Source organism: Streptomyces sulfonofaciens (genome assembly GCF_014656295.1).
In the GTDB taxonomy this organism is placed as follows: Bacteria; Actinomycetota; Actinomycetes; order Streptomycetales; family Streptomycetaceae; genus Streptomyces; species Streptomyces sulfonofaciens.
The window spans coordinates 42,057-59,999 of the sequence record NZ_BNCD01000011.1; the positions used below are offsets into that span (position 1 = coordinate 42,057).

A 17,943-nucleotide genomic window follows, 5' to 3' on the forward strand; every position below is an offset into this window, starting at 1 on the left:
TCGGATGGGCCCGGAGTGCTGGATACTGCCGACAGCCGCATCTTGAGACCGGTACCGGACGCGGTGAGCTGGAGGGGACGGTTCGCGTGAGCGAGATACCAGCGAGGGCCCGGGCGTCCGAGCCGCCATCGGGCGGCTCCACGGGCGACGCGCCCGGCAACCTTCCCGACGACGCCCCCGGCGGGACACGGGGCTCGACGGCAGGGCGCGCGGTGGGCGGCACCGCGGGCGCCCCAGGCGTGCCCTCCTCGGCGCGCGAGGATGCCGAGGGTGCTCCCCCCGGTGTCGCGCGCGGCGGCGTGCGACCCGGCCCCGCTAAGGGCCTGGCATCCGAGGTCTCGACGCACCTCGCCTCGCACGTCACCGGCGCGGGCGAGCCCCTCGCAGTCCCCGGCGAGCCCGCGAGCGACGGCATGTGGCAGAACACCCCGCCCGGCTCCCTCTACGACCACCTCAAGGTCGCCTCGTTCTCGATCGGCCCCGACGGCCTCATCGACCAGTGGAGCGCCCGCGCCGAACAGCTCTTCGGCATCCGCGCCGCGCACGCCCTCGGCAAGGACCCCATCGAGGCCTTCGTCCCGCCCGACCTGCGCCCGCACGGCCACCGCAAGATGACGGAGATCCTGGACGGCCGGGAGTGGACCGGCTCCGTACCCTTCCGGCTGCCCGTCTCCGCGACGGAACCGGGCACGGGAGACGCACAGGAGACCGAGGGCACCCAGGACGCTCGGGAGGCCGGGGGCGGGCCGGGCGGGCGCCGCGAAACGCGCGGGCTCCTCGGGCGGGAACGCGGCACGGCGACCGGGCGCGACCGGGGGACAGGCCGGACCGGGCGCGGGGTCCCGGCCGCCGAAGCCGACGGCATCGCCGAGATCTACGTGATGCCGACCGAGACGGCGGACGGCGAGCACGCCGCGCTCTGCATCGTCGTCGACGTCCGGGTGCTCCGCCACATCGAGACCGACCTCGCCGCCTCGCAGGCGATTTTCGGGCAATCTCCCTACGGCTTCCTGTTGTTCGACCGCGACCTGCGGGTACGGCGCACCAACCGCCGCTTCGCCTCCGTCTTCGGCGGTGCGGCCGAGGACCACCGCGGCCACACCGTCCACGACTACCTCCCGCGCGGCGAGGCCGACCGGCTGACCGCCGCGCTGCGCCGCGTCCTTGAGACCGGGGAGGCCGTCAACGACATGCAGCTCGTCGGGCCCGCCCCCGGCTCCAGCGAGCGGCGCCACTGGTCGGTCAGCCTCTACCGCGTGCACAGCGGCTCCGGTACGCCCATCGGCGTCGCGGGACTGGGCACCGACGTCACCCGCAGGCACGCCGCGGCCCGCGAGGCCGCGCACGCCCGCCGCAACCTCGCCCTGCTGAACGAGGCCGGCGCCCGCATAGGCAACTCCCTCGACCTGGAGACCACGGCCCGGGAGCTGCTGGACGTCACCGTCCCCGGCTTCTGCGACCTCGCCTCCGTCGACCTCTACCAAGGGCTGCTCCAGGGGGACGAGTCCCCGTCGGGCCAATGGGCGGCGGCCGGCGCGAGGTCCGGCTCGGGCAGCGCCGAGCTGCGCCGTGTCGCCTTCGCGAGCGCGGTCTCCGACGCACCGTTCGCGGACGGGCCCGCGCCCGTCGCGGTGGGCGCGGTCCACCACTACCCGTTCGCCTCGCCCTGCGCCGAGGCCCTGCGGATAGGACGCCCCAGGCACATCCCCGCCGACCGCGGCCTCATCCAGTCCACCCTGGCCGTGCCGATGGTGGCCCACGACACCGTGGTCGGCCTCGCGCAGTTCTCGCGCACGAAGGGCAGCGAGCCGTTCGGCGAGCGCGACCGGGCGCTCGCCGTGGAACTCGCGGCGCGGGCCGCCGTCTGCATCGACAACGCCCGGCTGTACCGCCGCGAACACGAACGCGCCCTGATCCTCCAGCGCTCGCTGCTGCCGCCCGGCGACCCCGAGGCGTCGGGCCTCGACATAGCCTGCCGCTACCTGCCGGGCAACGCCGCCACCGAGGTCGGCGGCGACTGGTTCGACGTCATCGAACTCCCCGGGCACCGCACGGCACTCGTCGTCGGCGACGTCATGGGCCGAGGTCTGCGCGCCGCCGTCGCCATGGGCGAACTGCGCACCGCCGTGCGGACGCTGGCGCTGCTCGACCTGGAGCCAGCCGAGGTGCTCTCCGCGCTGGACGAGATCGCCCGCGGCCTCGGCACCCCCGGCGGCGTCCAGCAGGCCACCCGGGCCGCCCGCCAGTCCCGGGACGCCGACCTCTCCGAGGTCTACCTGGCCACCTGCATCTACGCCGTCTACGACGCCGTGACCCGGCGCTGCACCTTCGCCAACGCCGGCCACCTGCCGCCGGTGATCGTCGAGCCGGGCGAGCCCGCCCTGATGCTCGACGTGCCCCCCGGCATGCCGCTCGGGGTCGGCGGTGAGCCGTTCGAGGAGGTCGAGGTCGACCTCGCGGAAGGCGCCCTCCTGGCGCTCTACACGGACGGCCTCGTCGAGTCGCGCGAGAACCCGCTCGACGAGGGCCTCCAGGCGTTCCTGAGCACGCTCACCGAGCCCTCACGACCCCTGGAGGACGTCTGCGACCACGTCCTCAACACCCTCAACACCCACCACGGGGAGGACGACGTCGCGCTGCTCATGGCGCGCGTCCAGGGGCTGCCGGCGGAGGCCGTCGGGGACTGGACCCTGCCACGCGAGGCGCGGAGCGTCGGCCGCGGGCGCGAGTACGCCCGCGCCCAACTGCTCACCTGGGACCTCGAACCCCTCGCGGACACCACCGAGCTGCTGGTCAGCGAGCTGGTCACCAACGCGCTGCGGTACGGCGAGGGAGAGATCAGACTGCGGCTGCTGCTGGACCGCACCCTGGTGTGCGAGGTCTGGGACGCGGGCCTCGTCCAGCCGCGCAGGCGGCGGGCACGGGACACCGACGAGGGCGGCCGGGGGCTGCAACTCGTCCAGTTGCTCAGCGCCGCCTGGGGCTCGCGCCGCACACCGCGGGGCAAGACCGTCTGGTTCGAGATGCCCCTCCCGAACGGCGACGGCAGCGCGGTGGACCCGGCAGAGGCCCTGCTGAGCCTCTTCTGACGCCTCGCAGGACACGGGCCCGACCATGCGGCCACGACCGCCGGGTGGCCTGCCGGTCCGCCGGGGACGGACCCGGCAGGACCGGCAGGGCTGACAGACGGGGTGTGGGGCGGGCGGGGTGGACACAGGGGGCGTGATGAGGGGTGCGCGGGACGGTGCGAGACGGGTCCGCACGCGTGCGCGTGCTCGCGCGGGCGGGCGCCGGCTTCGCGGGCCGGCTGCGGCGGGGCGGGAGCGGTGCGCGGAAGTGGCCGGCACGGGCCGCCCTCGCGCTCGTGGTACTGCTGCTCGTCCCGGCGGCCGCGGCCGGGATCGCGCTGCGCGTCGACTACGCGGGCGACCCGGCGGCCGGCACCACCACCAGGGGCCGCGATGCGCTGTGGCTCGGCCACGCCTGGGTGGACGGCCGCAAGGACGACGCGGACGTGCGGGCCCTGGGCCGGCGGCTGTCGGGCACCGGCATCCACGACCTGTTCGTGCACGCCGGCCCCCTGGAACACGACGGCTCGCTGCCGCCGGCCGCCCATCCGAGGGCGGGATGGCTGGTCCGTGCCGTGCACCGCGCGCTGCCCGGGGTCCGTGTGCAGGCCTGGCTGGGCGACGAACTCGCCACCGAGGGCCCCGAAGGGCTCCGCCTCCAGGACGCCGCCACCCGTGACCGCATGGTGTCCGCCGCCCGGCAGGTCCTGGCCGCCGGCTTCGACGGGGTGCACCTCGACCTCGAACCGCTGCACTCGGGCGACAGCGCCTATCCGGCACTCCTCGACCGGCTGCGGCGGCTGACGCACTCCCGGGGCGCGGTGCTGTCCGTCGCCGCACACCAGATCGACCCGCTCCCGGCGCTGCACACCCTGGCGGGCACCGTCACCGGGCACCCCAAGTGGTGGTCGCAGGCGTTCTTCGCCCAGGTCGCCCGCCGGGTCGACCAGATCGCCGTCATGTCGTACGACACGGCGATGCCGCTGGAGAGCCTGTACGGCGGCTATGCCGCCCAGCAGACGGCCCTGGCCCTCCAGGTCACGCCGCCCACCACGGACCTGCTGATGGGCCTGCCCTTCTACCAGGAGAACGATCCCGGCCACTGGGGCTTCGCGGAGACCGTCGCGGCCGCGGTGCGCGGCGCCCGGCTCGGCCTGAGCCGCACGGACCGCGACCGCGACCACTTCGGGGTCGCCCTGTACGTCGACTTCGCGGCCCGTGAGGAGGACTGGGCCGCCTACCGGGCCGGCTGGCTCCCGTAGCGCCCCACCCGCCGCAGGGGCGCCGCAGCGTCCTCGGCCGAGCTGCTGGGCGGGCGCCGCGGCGATCACGCCCTGACCGGGGGCGGGCGCGAGGTCGCCGACCCGGCCGGAAAGCATGTGCACCCGGTCCGCGGAAGCCGTCGTCCCCGTGGTGGGCGCCGCGGTCGCGGGCGAGCGCCTCCGGGCTGCTGACGTGTCGACGGCCTCCACGCGCGCGCAGGACAGCGGCACCCGGGAGGGGACTGCCGACCCGACCCGCACCGCCTCCACGCGCGCGTAGGGCAGTGCCCGCAAGGGCGCGCGGCCCATCGCACGCGAAGGCCCCCGCGCAGGCACCGCGGGGGCCGTGTTCACGGGGCTCCCGACCGGGTCACCGGCCCCGGCGGCGGATCTTGCTGCCCAGCCACACCAGCGGGTCGTACTTGCGGTCCACCGCACGCTCCTTGAGCGGGATGAGTGCGTTGTCGGTGATGCGGATGCCCTCGGGACACACCTCCGTGCAGCACTTGGTGATGTTGCAGTAGCCGAGGCCGTGCTCCTCCTGCGCGGTGCGCTTGCGGTCCAGGCCGGCGTCCTCGGCCGCGTCCAGCGGGTGCATGTCGAGCTCGGCGACCCGCATCAGGAAGCGCGGCCCGGCGAAGGCCGCCTTGTTCTCCTCGTGGTCACGCACCACATGGCAGGTGTCCTGGCACAGGAAGCACTCGATGCACTTGCGGAACTCCTGCGAGCGGTCCACGTCCTCCTGCTGCATCCGGTACTCACCGGGCGCGACGCCCTCGGGCGGCACGAAGGCGGGCACCTCGCGGGCCTTGGTGTAGTTGAAGCCGACGTCCGTGACCAGGTCCCGCACCACGGGGAAGGCCCGCATCGGGGTCACCGTGATCGTCTGGGCGCGGTCGAAGACCGACATCCGGGTCATGCACATCAGCCGCGGCCGGCCGTTGATCTCCGCGCTGCACGAACCGCACTTGCCCGCCTTGCAGTTCCAGCGCACCGCGAGGTCCGGTGCCTGGGTGGCCTGGAGCCGGTGGATGATGTCGAGCACCACCTCGCCCTCGTGCACCTCCACGCGGAAGTCCTCCAGGCCGCCGCCGTCGGTGTCGCCCCGCCAGACCCTGAAGTGCGCCTCGTAACTGGTGGCGGGGGCCCCTGCGGGCTCGGTGCCGGTCGACGCGGCACCGCTTGCGGGTGAGCCCTCGGAGCTCTGGGATGTTGCCGTGGTCACTCGGACAGCTCCTCTTCGGCGAGGTACTTGACCAGCTCCTCCTTCTCGAAGAGGGCCAGCAGGTCGGGACGGACGGGTTCGGTCTCCTCGCGGGACAGGTCGATCTGCCCGCGCTGCGGATCGGTGGCGGCCAGGCCGCCGGTCGGGTCGGAGAGCCGGCAGATCAGGTTCACCCGGCGCCACGCGCGGTCCATCGTCGCGTGGTCCTCGCGGGTGTGGCCGCCGCGGCTCTCGGTGCGCTCCAGCGCCGCGCGTGCGATGCACTCGCTGACCAGCAGCATGTTCCGCAGGTCGAGTGAGAGGTGCCAGCCCGGGTTGAACTGCCGGTGCCCCTCGACCCCGGCGCGCCGGGCCCGCACCCGCAGCTCTCCCAGCTTCTCCAGGGCCTTCTCCATCTCACCCTCGCGGCGGATGATGCCGACGAGGTCGTTCATCGTCTGCTGGAGCTCCTGGTGCAGGGTGTACGGGTTCTCGGGCGGCAGGCCCGCCGCGGCAGCGTCGTCCCCCGTCCGGGCCTCGGGGCCCTCCGCCGAGAACGGGCGCAGTGCCTCGGCCGCCGCCGCGTCCACCTCGCTGTCCACCACGACCGGCCGGCCGGCGTCGGAGGAGTCCGCCCCCGCCGCGTACTCGGCCGCGTGCAGACCCGCGCGGCGACCGAAGACCAGCAGGTCGGACAGGGAGTTGCCGCCCAGCCGGTTGGAGCCGTGCATACCGCCCGCGACCTCGCCCGCGGCGAACAGCCCCGGTACGCCGCGGGCCGCCGCGGTGTCCGAGTCGACGGCCACGCCGCCCATCACGTAGTGGCAGGTCGGCCCGACCTCCATGGGCTCGGCCGTGATGTCGACGTCCGCCAGCTCCTTGAACTGGTGGTACATGGACGGCAGCCTGCGGCGCACCACCTCCGCGGGCATCCGGGTCGAGACGTCCAGGAAGACACCGCCGTGCGGGGAGCCGCGGCCCGCCTTCACCTCGGAGTTGATGGCCCGGGCCACCTCGTCGCGGGGCAGCAGCTCGGGCGGGCGGCGGTTGTGGTCCGGGTCCTCGTACCAGCGGTCGCCCTCCTCCTCCGTCTGGGCGTACTGCTCCTTGAAGACGTCGGGGATGTAGTCGAACATGAAGCGCTTGCCGTCGGAGTTGCGCAGCACCCCGCCGTCGCCGCGCACCGACTCGGTGACGAGGATGCCCTTCACGGACGGCGGCCAGACCATGCCCGTCGGGTGGAACTGCACGAACTCCATGTTGAGCAGCGGCGCCCCGGCCAGCAGTGCCAGCGCGTGGCCGTCACCGGTGTACTCCCAGGAGTTCGAGGTCACCTTGAACGACTTGCCGATGCCACCGGTGGCCAGCACCACCGACGGCGCCTCGATGACGAAGAAGCGGCCGGACTCGCGCTCGTAGCAGAAGACGCCGGAGACCCGGCCCTCGTCGTCCTTCAGGACCCGGGTGACCGTGCACTCCTGGAAGACCTTGATGCGCGCCTCGTAGTCGCCGTGCTCCTTGAAGTCCTCCTGCTGCAGGGAGACGATCTTCTGCTGCAGGGTGCGGATCAGTTCGAGTCCCGTGCGGTCGCCGACGTGGGCGAGGCGCGGGTACTCGTGGCCGCCGAAGTTGCGCTGGGAGATCCTGCCGTCCTTCGTGCGGTCGAAGAGGGCGCCCCAGGTCTCCAGTTCCCAGACCCGGTCGGGGGCCTCCTTGGCGTGCAGCTCCGCCATCCGCCACTGGTTGAGGAACTTGCCGCCGCGCATGGTGTCGCGGAAGTGCACCTGCCAGTTGTCGCCGGCGTTCACATTGCCCATGGAGGCGGCGATGCCGCCCTCGGCCATCACCGTGTGCGCCTTGCCGAACAGGGACTTGCAGATCACCGCCGTCCGTGCGCCCTGCTCGCGGGCCTCGATCGCGGCGCGCAGGCCGGCGCCCCCGGCGCCGACCACGACCACGTCCCACTGCTGCCGTTCCACTTGAGCCATCGCTTGTGTCGCATCCCATCCAGAGCAGTCACGGGTCCACCGTCATCGTGGACCCCCAGGCAGTCGCGGGGCTAGAAGAGCCGCGGGTCGCTGAACGCGCCGCTCGCGAGCAGAAAGACGTAGAAGTCGGCGACCGCCACGCTGATCAGCGAAGCCCAGGCGAGCTGCATGTGCCGGGCGTTGAGCTTGCCGACCCAGCCCCACATGCGGTAGCGCACGGGATGCTTCGAGAAGTGCCGCAGGCGTCCGCCGACGATGTGCCGGCAGGAGTGGCACGAGAACGTGTACGCCCAGATCAGCACGATGTTGACGAGGAAGACGATCGTGCCGAGGCCCATGTGGCCCCAGTGGTGGTGCTCGTCGCGGAAGGACAGCACCGTGTCGTAGGTGAGCACACCGGCCACCAGCAGCGCCACGTAGAACGTGTAGCGGTGGATGTTCTGCAGGATCAGCGGGAAACGGGTCTCACCCGAGTACGACTTGTGCGGCTCCGCCACCGCGCAGGCCGGCGGGGACGCCCAGAAGCCCCGGTAGTAGGCCTTGCGGTAGTAGTAGCAGGTCAGCCGGAAGCTGAGCGGGAAGATCAGCACGATGATGGCGGGCGAGATTCCCCACCAGCTCCCGAAGAGGTCCCAGTTGGGCCCCCCGGCCATGTCGCGGCAGTTGTCCGCGAGGCACGGCGAGTAGAACGGCGAGACGTACGGCGCCGCGTAGTAGTCCGCGTTGGAGAAGGCCCGCCACGTCGAGTAGACGATGAAGGCCAGCAGCCCGGCCGCGGTCGCGGCGGGCGCCAGCCACCATCGGTCGATGCGCAGGTGCGGGGCGTCGATGGCGGCGCGGTTGCCCTCGCGTACGCCGCCGGTGGTGCTCGGTCGGGGTTCGGTACCAGTGGCCAACAGGGTTTCCTCGGGTCAGGGGGCGTGCCGGTCCCGGGCGCCGAGTCCCTCGTCGTCCAGGCCGTCTCGTTCATTCGCTTCGTCTGGGTTCGTCCACAGCGAGCTGTCGTACGGGGCGTCGGAGACGACAACCGGTTCGGGCCTGTGCGCGGCCCCGGGCTCGGCCGCCGACGCGCGCAGCAGACCGATGCTCTCGCGCAGGTGGTCGGCATCGGTGCGGACGCGCCGTACGTCCAGCCCGTCACCGACCTCCTGTTCCAGTCGGCCCACGGTCCTGCACAGGTCGTCGATGCAGCGCTGAACCACAGCCAAGTCATCACGTACAGACATGACGTGCCTTCTTTCCGGCTTTCCCGCCATTCCGCCCGGTGCTGTCCTCGCCGTCTCTTCCTTCCCTTCCTGCCCCCTCCTTCCCCTCGTTCCCCGGTTCTCCGGTTCTCCCGTTCCCCGCGGGGCTCCACGGGGCTCCACGGGTCTCGCTCGGGTGGCGCCGCTGTGGTGTCCGGGCGGTTCTTCCGTGTGGCGGTGGCGTGTGCGGATACGGGCTCCACACGGTCCAGCATGCGCCTGCGAGTGTTGCGCGTCACTTCATGCATTGGGAAGGGATCTGCGCGGATTCCCGGAATTCCACGGGTCGCAGCCGTCGCATACGCCCCGTTCGCGCCCCCTGCGCCCGCCTGCCGGGCGTGTCGCCGCGCCCCGGTGGCCCCGTCGTCAGCGGGCGCGGCGCGCCGGCCGGCGACCCGGGAGGGAGGCGTCGTACGCCTGTCCGGCAGCGCGGGGGCGTACGGACCACCCTCCCGGACCGCTGTTGGTCCGCCCGGGTGGGCTTCGCGGCCGGCAGGTGCGTGTCTGCGGTGGGCGGCTCGTCGCGTCGCCTTCAGTGGGGCCATAGATGTGATCAGCTCCATAACCGCCCCACGGCGATCGAACCGGCCGGTGCCCGGCGTCTGACGGGCGGCCGGCGACCCGGCCCCCGGAGGTACCACAGATGACCCACGACGGTGTCCGACTGCGGTCGGTCATGCGGTCAGTCGCCTTCCTGACGGCGGGCGCCCTCGCCGTGCCCGCGCTGGCCGGCTGCGGCTCCGGCGACGAGGCCGACGACCCGGCCGCCGCCCAGGACATCGCGCCCGCGGCCCGCGCCGGCATCACCGACGGCGGCACGGTGCGCTGGGCCGTCGACACGATGCCGGGCACCCTCAACACGTTCCAGGCCGACGCCGACGCCGCCACCTCCCGGATCGCCGGCACCGTGCTGCCCGCCATGTTCCGGCTCGACGAGCACGGCAGACCGGAACCCGACGCCGACTACCTGCAGTCCGCGAAGGTCGTCGACACCAAGCCGAAGCAGGTCGTGCTCTACGAACTCGGCCGGCAGGCGAAGTGGAGCAACGGCCGGCGGCTCTCCGCGGTGGACTTCGCCGCCCAGTGGCGCGCCCTGTCCGGCAAGGAGGCCGCGTACTGGACGGCGCGCAACGCCGGCTACGACCGGATCGAGAAGGTCGAGCGCGGAGCCACCGCGTCGCAGGTGCGGGTCACCTTCAGTAGGGCCTACGCCGACTGGCGCTCGCTCTTCACACCGCTGTACCCGAAGGAGGTCATGGGCTCCCCGGGCGCCTTCAACGACGGCGCACGCCGCAAGCTCAAGGTCACCGCGGGCCCCTTCACCCTGGGCCGGTTCGACGCGGAGCACGACGAGGTCACCGTGCAGCGCAACCCCCGCTGGTGGGGCAAGCGCGCCAAGCTCTCCAAGATCGTCTTCAGGGCGGTGCCGCGCGGCAGGCGGGCCGCCGCGCTCGCGGCCGGCTCCCTCGACGTCGCGGACGTCGAGGCGTCCGACGCCCGGCGCATCGCGCGCGCCGCCCGGGACCGGGCCGGCCGCGGCCCGCTGGGCCGGGGCGGGGCGCCGACCGGTTCCGACGACGCCCCGCGCGGCGCGAGCGAGGGCGCGCGCGGCTCGCACGAGGAGGCCGACGCCCGCGGGCGGACCCGCAGGGCGATCGAGGCCTACGCGGCGGAACAGGCCGGGCTGCGCCGCTTCGTGATCCGCAAGTCCCTGGAGCCCGCCTACACCCAGCTCGCGCTCAACGGTTCGGCGGGACCGCTCGCCGACGACCGGGTGCGCCGCGCCGTGGCCCGCGCCATCGACCGCGAGGAACTGGCCCGCCTGGTCCTGAAGCCGCTCGGGCTGCCCGCGCAGACCGTCGGCAGCCATCTGGCCCTGGCCGGGCAGGACGGCTACGCCGACGGCAGCGGCGCGCTCGGCAAGCAGGACACCGCCGGGGCCGAGGCCCTGCTCGCCGACGCGGGCTGGGTGCGCGGCGGCGCCGGCGCGCAGAAGGGCGCGTCGCGCAAGGAGGCCGGCGAGGCCCGGCAGGGCGAGAAGGCGGCCGGCGGCGAACAGGGCGCGCGGGACGAGAGCGCCCGCCCCGCGGGCGGCGACGACAAGCCCGCCGGGAACGCCCGGGCCGAAGCCGGCGCGGACCGGGTGGACGCCGGGGCCGAGGCGGGACGGGACGGCGCACGGCATGCCGAGGGCGTCGCGCCCGGTGCCCAGGCGCCGGACGGCACCGCGGCGCCGGCGGGTGCCGCGGCGGGCCCGCTCGCCAAGAACGGCAAGCCGCTGCTGCTGCGCTTCGTGCTGCCCTCCGGGCCCGGCTCCGAGGCGCTGCGCGCGGTGGGCGAGCGGATCTCGCGGATGCTGGACCGCGTCGGGATCCGCACCGTGGTGACCAAGGTCGCCGACGACAGCTACTTCAACGACCACGTCGCGGCGGGCCAGTACGACCTGGCGCTGTACTCCTGGCCCGCCTCCGCCTTCCCCGCCACCGACGCGCGGCCGATCTTCGCCAAGCCGGTGCCGGGGGCGGACGGCTCGCTGAACGTCGAGCAGAACTACACCCGGGTCGGCACGGACCGCATCGACCAGCTCTTCGACCAGGCCATGGCCGAGCTGGACAGCGGCAAGGAACGGGACCTGGTCAGGAAGGCCGACGCGCGGATCTGGGCGGCGGCCGGCTCCATCCCGCTGTACCAGCGGCCGCAGCTCGTGGCGGTGCGCACCAACCTCGTCAACGTCGGCGCCTTCGGCTTCGAGGATCCGCGCTACGAGGACATCGGCTTCCTGAAGGCGGGCAGCAAGGGCGCGGCGGCACTGCGCCAGGGCGGGGACGGCCCGTCCGTGCCGGAGCGGGCGCCGATCGGGGCGGCCGGCAAGTCCGACCACAAGGGCGCACGCACACCGGACGGCGAGCCGGCCGTGGCCACGGGGACGCCGTCGAAGGCACCCGCGCAGGAGGACGGCCGCGGCACGGGGCCGGACGGCAGGCACCCGGGCGAGCGGGAGCCGAAGGGCAAGGCGGCGGACGAGCCGGCGGACGGGGCGAAGCCCGCGGGCAAGGGTGCCGCGCCGCAGGACGAGGGGGCCGCCGGGGCCGAAGCCCGCTGACCCGCGGCCGTCCCCGCGGGAGCACCCCGGCCGTCCCCGCGGCACACCCCCGCCGTGCCACGGGCCGACCGCACCGATTCCGCACCGCCCCACACCGCACCGTGGCGCACCCCGTGCCACGGTGCGGTGCGCGCTCCCAAGACGGCGGGCACCCGGGGATCCGCCCCTCACCGGGTACGACTCCACCGGGACCGGCCGGGGACCCGGCCCGCACCCTGCGCGACGGCTCGGCCACCCGCTGCCGTCACGCCTCGCCGCAAGGCCCCAGGTCACGCCGGACGCCGTCGCGCGGGCGGGTCCCGCGGGAGCCGGCCGGGCCCGGCGGCCCGCCACCACCCTTTCGGGGGAGGGGCCGTGCGCCCCTTACGATGGGGGGAGGCCGAGGCGTGTCCAGCCCGGCAGGGGCGCCTACGAAGCCGTACGCGCAGCCACCACTCAAGGGGAGAAGCGCCGCACTATGGCTCGTACCGTCGAGCGTCATGACATCCGCAACGTCGCCATCGTCGCCCATGTCGACCACGGCAAGACCACCCTCGTCGACGCCATGCTCAAGCAGGCGGGTGCGTTCGGGGCGCACCAGCTCGACCAGGTCGACGACCGCGTCATGGACTCCAACGACCTGGAGCGTGAGAAGGGCATCACGATCCTGGCCAAGAACACCGCCGTGAAGTACCACCCCAAGGACGGCGGCGACCACGTCACGATCAACATCATCGACACCCCCGGCCACGCCGACTTCGGCGGCGAGGTGGAGCGCGGGCTGTCCATGGTCGACGCGGTGGTGCTGCTCGTCGACGCCTCCGAGGGCCCGCTGCCGCAGACCCGCTTCGTGCTGCGCAAGGCGCTCCAGGCCCGGATGCCGGTGATCCTGTGCATCAACAAGACCGACCGGCCCGACGCCCGTATCGACGAGGTCGTCAACGAGACCTACGAGCTCTTCCTCGACCTCGACGCCGACGAGGAGCAGATCGAGTTCCCGATCGTCTACGCCTGCGCACGGGACGGAGTCGCCTCGCTCACCAAGCCCGAGGACGGCACGGTGCCCGCGGACAGTACCAACCTGGAGCCGTTCTTCAGCACGCTCCTCCAGCACGTCCCGGCCCCGTCCTACGACCCCGAGGCCCCGCTCCAGGCCCATGTCACCAACCTGGACGCCGACAACTTCCTCGGCCGCATCGCGCTGCTCCGCGTCGAGCAGGGCGAGCTGCGCAAGGGGCAGACGGTCGCGTGGATCAAGCGGGACGGCACCGTCGCCAACGTCCGCATCAGCGAGCTGATGATGACCGAGGCCCTCACCCGCAAGCCCGCGGAGAAGGCGGGACCCGGCGACATCTGCGCCGTCGCCGGCATCCCGGACATCATGATCGGCGAGACGCTGGCGGACACGGAGAACCCGGTGGCGCTGCCGCTGATCACCGTCGACGAGCCCGCGATCTCGATGACCATCGGCACCAACACCTCGCCGCTGGTGGGCCGCGGCGGCACCGGCAAGGGCGCCGACAACAAGGCGGCCGTCAAGGATCGCAAGGTCACCGCCCGCCAGGTCAAGGACCGGCTCGACCGCGAGCTGATCGGCAACGTCTCGCTGCGCGTGATGGACACCGAGCGGCCCGACGCCTGGGAGGTGCAGGGCCGCGGTGAACTGGCCCTCGCCATCCTCGTCGAGACCATGCGCCGCGAGGGTTACGAGTTGACCGTCGGCAAGCCCCAGGTCGTCACCAAGGAGATCGACGGCAAGGTCCACGAGCCGGTCGAGCGGATGACGATCGACGTGCCCGAGGAGCACATGGGCGCCGTCACCCAGTTGATGGGCGTGCGCAAGGGCCGGATGGACAACATGTCCAACCATGGCTCCGGCTGGGTGCGCCTGGAGTTCGTGGTGCCCTCCCGTGGCCTGATCGGCTTCCGCACCGAGTTCCTGACGAGCACCCGCGGCACCGGTATCGCGCACTCCATCCACGAGGGCCACGAGCCGTGGTTCGGCACGCTGACCACCCGCAACAACGGCTCCCTGGTCGCGGACCGCTCCGGTGCGGTCACCGCCTTCGCGATGACCAACCTCCAGGAGCGCGGCGTGCTCTTCGTGGAGCCGGGCACCGAGGTGTACGAGGGCATGATCGTCGGTGAGAACTCGCGCTCCGACGACATGGACGTGAACATCACCAAGGAGAAGAAGCTCACCAACATGCGGTCGTCGACCGCGGACGTCGCCGAGTCCATCGTCCCGCCGCGCAAGCTCTCCCTGGAGCAGTCCCTGGAGTTCTGCCGCGACGACGAGTGCGTGGAGGTGACCCCGGAGGCGGTCCGCATCCGCAAGGTCAACCTGGACGCGCGCGAGCGTGCGCGGGCGGCGTCCCGCGCGAAGCACGGCTGACGACCCTGCGGGGCCCCGGCGCACCGCGCGCCGGGGCTCATTTCCGTCCCGCCCTCATGACCAGGCCGACAGCAGGTCCCGCGGGGTGAGCGCACGGATGCCCGCCGCGGTGCAGCCGCTGCGGGTGACCGCGAGCAGGGGGAGTGCCGTCGTCGACGACCGGGAGCTTGCCGCGGTGGGTGATGAGCCGCGCCAGGTCGCGGTGGTCGAAGGGTCTGTTCGCACACGGGGCCTCGTTCGCCCGGGTGGCGTCCTGGGCGGGCGCGGGTCCTGACAGCCACCGCTGCCGAACGGATCACAGGACGCGTCGAGTGCCGCCGTGGGGGCCGCTCCTGTCGGCACGGTGGGAGGGCGAAGGAGCGCTCGGCCTGCGGCTCGTGACCGTCAGTCGCCGTGGTACAGGCGACGCGCGTCGATCAGTTGGACGGTGGGGTCGCCGTAGGCGAGGTGACGCAACTCATCGGTGAAGCCCGCGCCGCTGTAGCACTGCAACCGGGTGGCGTCGGTCGCGGTGCCGCGCGCGGTGAGCAGGGCGCGGATGTGCTGGAGGCGCTCCAGATGACCCATCCCCATGACCTCGTTCCACTTGGCTTCCCCGATGGCGAGCAGCGCTTCGCTGCCGTTCCATGACTCGCCGCGCACCGCCACGTCGACTTCATGGCTGGTTCTCGAGGCAGGATCGTTGACGGTGCCGCTGGCGACCCGTGAGACCTGCCCGCCGTGGGTGTCGGGAGCCGCGTGCCAGCGGGCCCACTCGCGGCAGACCTGTTCGAAGTGCGGGCCGACGACCTTGCTGCGAAAGGCGGGCTGAGCGCGACGCCAGACGGCGGGGGCGCGTCCGGGCCGCTCCAGATCGCCCCAGGCGGGACGCATGATCGCGTGGTAGAAGACGATGAGGGGTTCGGCGATGCGGTAGGCGGAGCGGTTGCGGCGGAAGGCGTCGGCCTCATAGGTGATCAGGCCGACGTCCTGGAGGACGGTGAGTGGGTGGGCCAGGTCGGTGGACTTGCGTCCGAGGTAGTCGGCAATGCCGCCGCGCGCGGCGTTGCCGGCGGCGATGGCGGCCAGGACGGCGTGGTAGAGCGCGGTGTCGTGGAGTTCGGGTTCTTCTGCGAGGAGATAGCGGGCTTCGCGGAAGAGCGGACGGGCGGGGTTGAGGACGGCGCGGGCGACCCAGGCGTCGAAGTCGTCGGGCCCTTGCGGGATGTCGTCCTGGGTGAACTCGCGGCGGTAGGCGGGGGTGCCGCCGACGATGGCGTGGGTGAGCAGGGCGGTACGCGGGTCGGTGATCTCCCAGAACTCGGCGGCGAGGCGGAAGTCCAGGGTGGGAACGACCAGCTCCAGACCGGCACGGCCGCGCAGCGGGGCGTTCCCGGCGAGAAGTCCGCCCATCAAGGAAAGGGCGGATCCGCACAGCAGGAGTCGCACAGGGGTGTTGATGTGCTGTGCGGCGGGGTCGAGGGCGCGCTGGATGATCGAGGGGAGGGCGGGGGAGGCCTTGGCCAGGAAGGGGAACTCATCGATGACCGCCACGGTGGGACGGCCCCGGTCGGCGACACGCATGAGCTGGGTGACGGCTTCGTCCCAGTGGGTGAAGCGGAACGGGGTGGGCTGTTCGCGGTAGCCGGCGAGGGCCGCGCCGAACTGGCGCAGGGCGTCGGCTTCGGTGGTCTCCGTGGCGGTGAACATGAAGCCCCCGCTGGCCCGCGTGACGGCGTCCAGGAGGAACGTCTTGCCCTGCCGGCGGCGACCTGAGACCACGCCGAGCGTGGCGCGTGGACCGGGCAGGGTGGCGAAGCGGGTCAGCTCGCTCCACTCGAAGTCACGGTCGAACATCTCGGGGGGTTTGTCCACGGCGCACCTCTATATGGATAGGTGCGCTTATTATATCTGGACCTATTCAATGTTCTGGCGTCCGGGGTGGACGGTTGGCCGGAGCTGCCCGCTACCGCAGGTGATTGTAACGGTACTGACGGTGACGACTGGTCAAGCGGGCAAGGGCAGCTCGGTGAACATGACCGCGTACCGCGGGGAGTCCGGGAAGGGCTGCTGTTCGCCGACTTTGCGGTAGCCCCATGATTCGGGGAGGGCTTGGACCTTTGGATGGGTGACGTCCACGAGGAGAACTGCGAGGTCCTCGTCTCGGCCCTGCAGTAGGCCGTGGTGCAGTTGCTTGGCTGTTCCGGTCTTGCGCCATGGAGCGCGGACCATCAATTCGGAGACCGAGAAGGTATGCGCTTCTTCCGGTGCCGGACGGAGATGTTCCCGCCACCATTCGCGGCCCGGTCCGGCGCGGCGCCCCCCTGGGCTCCCGAGTGGATGCCCGGCAAGGACTGACGGGTCCTCGGCGGGTGCTGGTGCGTGCGGTGGCGAACGTCGACGCCGGTGGTCACGTGCGGCTCCATTCGGTGCGGTAGCGCTCTCGCCACTCCCGTGCCACGGGGCTGTGCGGGGCGATGGTGCTCAACCCGCGGTAGTAGTCGCCGAGCACGGAGCGCAACCTGCCCGGCAGCGGCTGCCCGGTCATCAGATCGAAGCTGCCCGCGGCGGTGGGGCATGCCTGGTCCACGTCGCCCTGGTGGGGTTGGCTCAGGGCGAGCCGGGCGGTGGCCATGGCGCGGTGCGGGCGGAAGGGGGCGGGAACGGCCGTCAGGGCCTGGTAGCCGTACGCCTCCGCTGTGGCCGGTCACTCCGCGCCGGACCCGGACGCCGGAGCGGCCGGGTCCGGCGGGTTCTGGCCCCCGGCCCGCCGGGGGCCAGGCGCTCAGCCGTGCGACACGGTCAGGCCGTAGAAGCCGACGCGCGCACCGTTCGTCGTGCTGTCCGAGGACGACTGGTTGTACGAGCCCGCCTTGAAGTACTGCTTGTACTGGTTGAACGAGGACGGAATGCCGTAGTGCGTGGTGCTGCCGTTGATCGTCAGGTCGATGGTGTTTCCACCGGAGACGGCGATCGTGTACTGCCAGGTCTTGCCGATCGACACATGGCCGACGGTGTGCGTCGTCTGGCCGCCGTCGGGTGAGTTCTCCGTGCCGACGACGATGTCGCCGTTGGAGTGGTAGTACAGCTCCACGAGCGGCTTGGTGGACGAGCCGCCCGTGCCGAGGTGGATCTGGCCCACGCAGACGTTCTTCGTCACCGACACCACGCGCAGCGTGGCACTCAGCTTGTGGCTGCCGCTGAGCGACCAGTTCGCGGCGCTGCCGTCGCGGTTCATCTCCCGCAGCTCGGACCGCGCGTAGTTGGAGTTCGGCGTCGTGACGCCCTTCTCCGGTGCCCAGAAGGTCATCGCACCGTCACGGGTGTCCGTGTAGAAGTACGAGTCCTGGAAGCCGCCCTCCAACTGGGACGAGGAGATGGTGGTCGGCGAGCCCGGGGAGCCCACGGGCTCCTGGAGCTGCCAGACGCCCAGGTCGAAGTTGCCGCCGGGCGACTTCGACGGGTCCGCGGCGTTGGCGCTGGTGCTGCCCAGGAAGCTGAGCGTGGCGGCGACGCCGGTGGCGGCGATCACCGTGAGGAACTTGGAGCGCTTGGAACGCAGTCTCATGGGGGGTCCTTCGGAGCTCGAAGTGGTGGGGGTGAGCTAGGTCTAGTCCAAAGGGGCGCCAGACGTGGGTAACACGGCCCGGTCGCGACGGTCAACGGTCCGGACACGGCGGGGAGTTCACCGCTCACCACGAGGGGCCTCCATATGCGGAGG

General features: G+C 72.6%; 12 protein-coding genes. 4 read left to right on the forward strand and 8 right to left on the reverse strand.

The annotated features are described in order from the left end of the window. Positions 1-86: 86 nt before the first annotated feature. A complete protein-coding gene (locus IE313_RS18730; protein ID WP_373317022.1) occupies positions 87-3,089 on the forward strand; it encodes a SpoIIE family protein phosphatase in 3,003 nt (1,000 codons plus the stop codon). Between the two features lie 155 nt (positions 3,090-3,244). Then, positions 3,245-4,330 (forward strand): glycoside hydrolase family 18 protein, encoded by a 1,086-nt coding sequence (locus IE313_RS18735; RefSeq protein ID WP_189933662.1) that lies wholly within the window; start codon positions 3,245-3,247, stop codon positions 4,328-4,330. 370 nt (positions 4,331-4,700) lie between these two features. Here the strand turns inward: IE313_RS18735 and IE313_RS18740 are convergent, their stop codons facing one another. The 4 genes from IE313_RS18740 to IE313_RS18755 all read right to left on the reverse strand — a co-directional run bounded on the left by IE313_RS18740 (position 4,701) and on the right by IE313_RS18755 (position 8,748). Further along, complete coding sequence (locus tag IE313_RS18740; RefSeq protein ID WP_189933664.1) at positions 4,701-5,555, reverse strand: succinate dehydrogenase/fumarate reductase iron-sulfur subunit; 855 nt, start codon at positions 5,553-5,555, stop codon at positions 4,701-4,703. Beyond that, positions 5,552-7,522 (reverse strand): fumarate reductase/succinate dehydrogenase flavoprotein subunit, encoded by a 1,971-nt coding sequence (locus IE313_RS18745; RefSeq protein ID WP_189933666.1) that lies wholly within the window; start codon positions 7,520-7,522, stop codon positions 5,552-5,554. Before IE313_RS18745 ends, IE313_RS18740 begins: the two co-directional genes overlap by 4 nt. A gap of 71 nt (positions 7,523-7,593) precedes the next feature. Then, entirely contained in the window at positions 7,594-8,418 is an 825-nt protein-coding gene (gene sdhC / locus IE313_RS18750) for a succinate dehydrogenase subunit SdhC (protein WP_189933668.1), read from the reverse strand. Between the two features lie 15 nt (positions 8,419-8,433). Beyond that, positions 8,434-8,748 (reverse strand): Rv0250c family protein, encoded by a 315-nt coding sequence (locus tag IE313_RS18755; protein WP_189933670.1) that lies wholly within the window; start codon positions 8,746-8,748, stop codon positions 8,434-8,436. A 661-nt stretch (positions 8,749-9,409) separates the two neighbouring features. On the opposite strand from IE313_RS18755, the gene IE313_RS18760 reads away from it, so the two are divergent. Together IE313_RS18760 and typA are read left to right on the forward strand one after the other, a co-directional pair. Beyond that, positions 9,410-11,869 carry an ABC transporter substrate-binding protein gene (locus tag IE313_RS18760; RefSeq protein WP_189933672.1) on the forward strand — a complete coding sequence of 820 codons (2,460 nt, stop codon included), beginning with the start codon at positions 9,410-9,412 and terminating at the stop codon, positions 11,867-11,869. A gap of 457 nt (positions 11,870-12,326) precedes the next feature. After that, positions 12,327-14,243, forward strand: a complete 1,917-nt coding sequence (gene typA, locus IE313_RS18765; protein WP_189933674.1) for a translational GTPase TypA — start codon at positions 12,327-12,329, stop codon at positions 14,241-14,243. A 54-nt stretch (positions 14,244-14,297) separates the two neighbouring features. Here the strand turns inward: typA and IE313_RS18770 are convergent, their stop codons facing one another. The 4 genes from IE313_RS18770 to IE313_RS18785 all read right to left on the reverse strand — a co-directional run bounded on the left by IE313_RS18770 (position 14,298) and on the right by IE313_RS18785 (position 17,790). Beyond that, positions 14,298-14,468 carry a hypothetical protein gene (locus IE313_RS18770; protein WP_229924759.1) on the reverse strand — a complete coding sequence of 57 codons (171 nt, stop codon included), beginning with the start codon at positions 14,466-14,468 and terminating at the stop codon, positions 14,298-14,300. A gap of 159 nt (positions 14,469-14,627) precedes the next feature. Next, on the reverse strand, positions 14,628-16,079 hold the full coding sequence (locus IE313_RS18775; RefSeq protein WP_189934014.1) for an AAA family ATPase: 1,452 nt from the start codon (positions 16,077-16,079) through the stop codon (positions 14,628-14,630). A gap of 553 nt (positions 16,080-16,632) precedes the next feature. Next, complete coding sequence (locus IE313_RS18780) at positions 16,633-16,857, reverse strand: hypothetical protein (protein ID WP_189933676.1); 225 nt, start codon at positions 16,855-16,857, stop codon at positions 16,633-16,635. Between the two features lie 150 nt (positions 16,858-17,007). Beyond that, positions 17,008-17,790, reverse strand: a complete 783-nt coding sequence (locus IE313_RS18785) for a polysaccharide lyase family 7 protein (RefSeq protein ID WP_189933678.1) — start codon at positions 17,788-17,790, stop codon at positions 17,008-17,010. Positions 17,791-17,943: the final 153 nt, after the last annotated feature.

Excerpts from the sequence above, each read along its gene's own strand:
- IE313_RS18745 (WP_189933666.1), bottom strand. The coding sequence starts at position 7,522 with ATGGCTCAAGTGGAACGGCAGCAGTGGGACGTGGTCGTGGTCGGCGCC.
- IE313_RS18785 (WP_189933678.1), bottom strand. The coding sequence starts at position 17,790 with ATGAGACTGCGTTCCAAGCGCTCCAAGTTCCTCACGGTGATCGCCGCC.
- IE313_RS18760 (WP_189933672.1), top strand. The coding sequence starts at position 9,410 with ATGACCCACGACGGTGTCCGACTGCGGTCGGTCATGCGGTCAGTCGCC.
- typA (WP_189933674.1), top strand. The coding sequence starts at position 12,327 with ATGGCTCGTACCGTCGAGCGTCATGACATCCGCAACGTCGCCATCGTC.
- IE313_RS18775 (WP_189934014.1), bottom strand. The coding sequence starts at position 16,079 with ATGTTCGACCGTGACTTCGAGTGGAGCGAGCTGACCCGCTTCGCCACC.
- IE313_RS18755 (WP_189933670.1), bottom strand. The coding sequence starts at position 8,748 with ATGTCTGTACGTGATGACTTGGCTGTGGTTCAGCGCTGCATCGACGAC.
- IE313_RS18780 (WP_189933676.1), bottom strand. The coding sequence starts at position 16,857 with ATGGCCACCGCCCGGCTCGCCCTGAGCCAACCCCACCAGGGCGACGTG.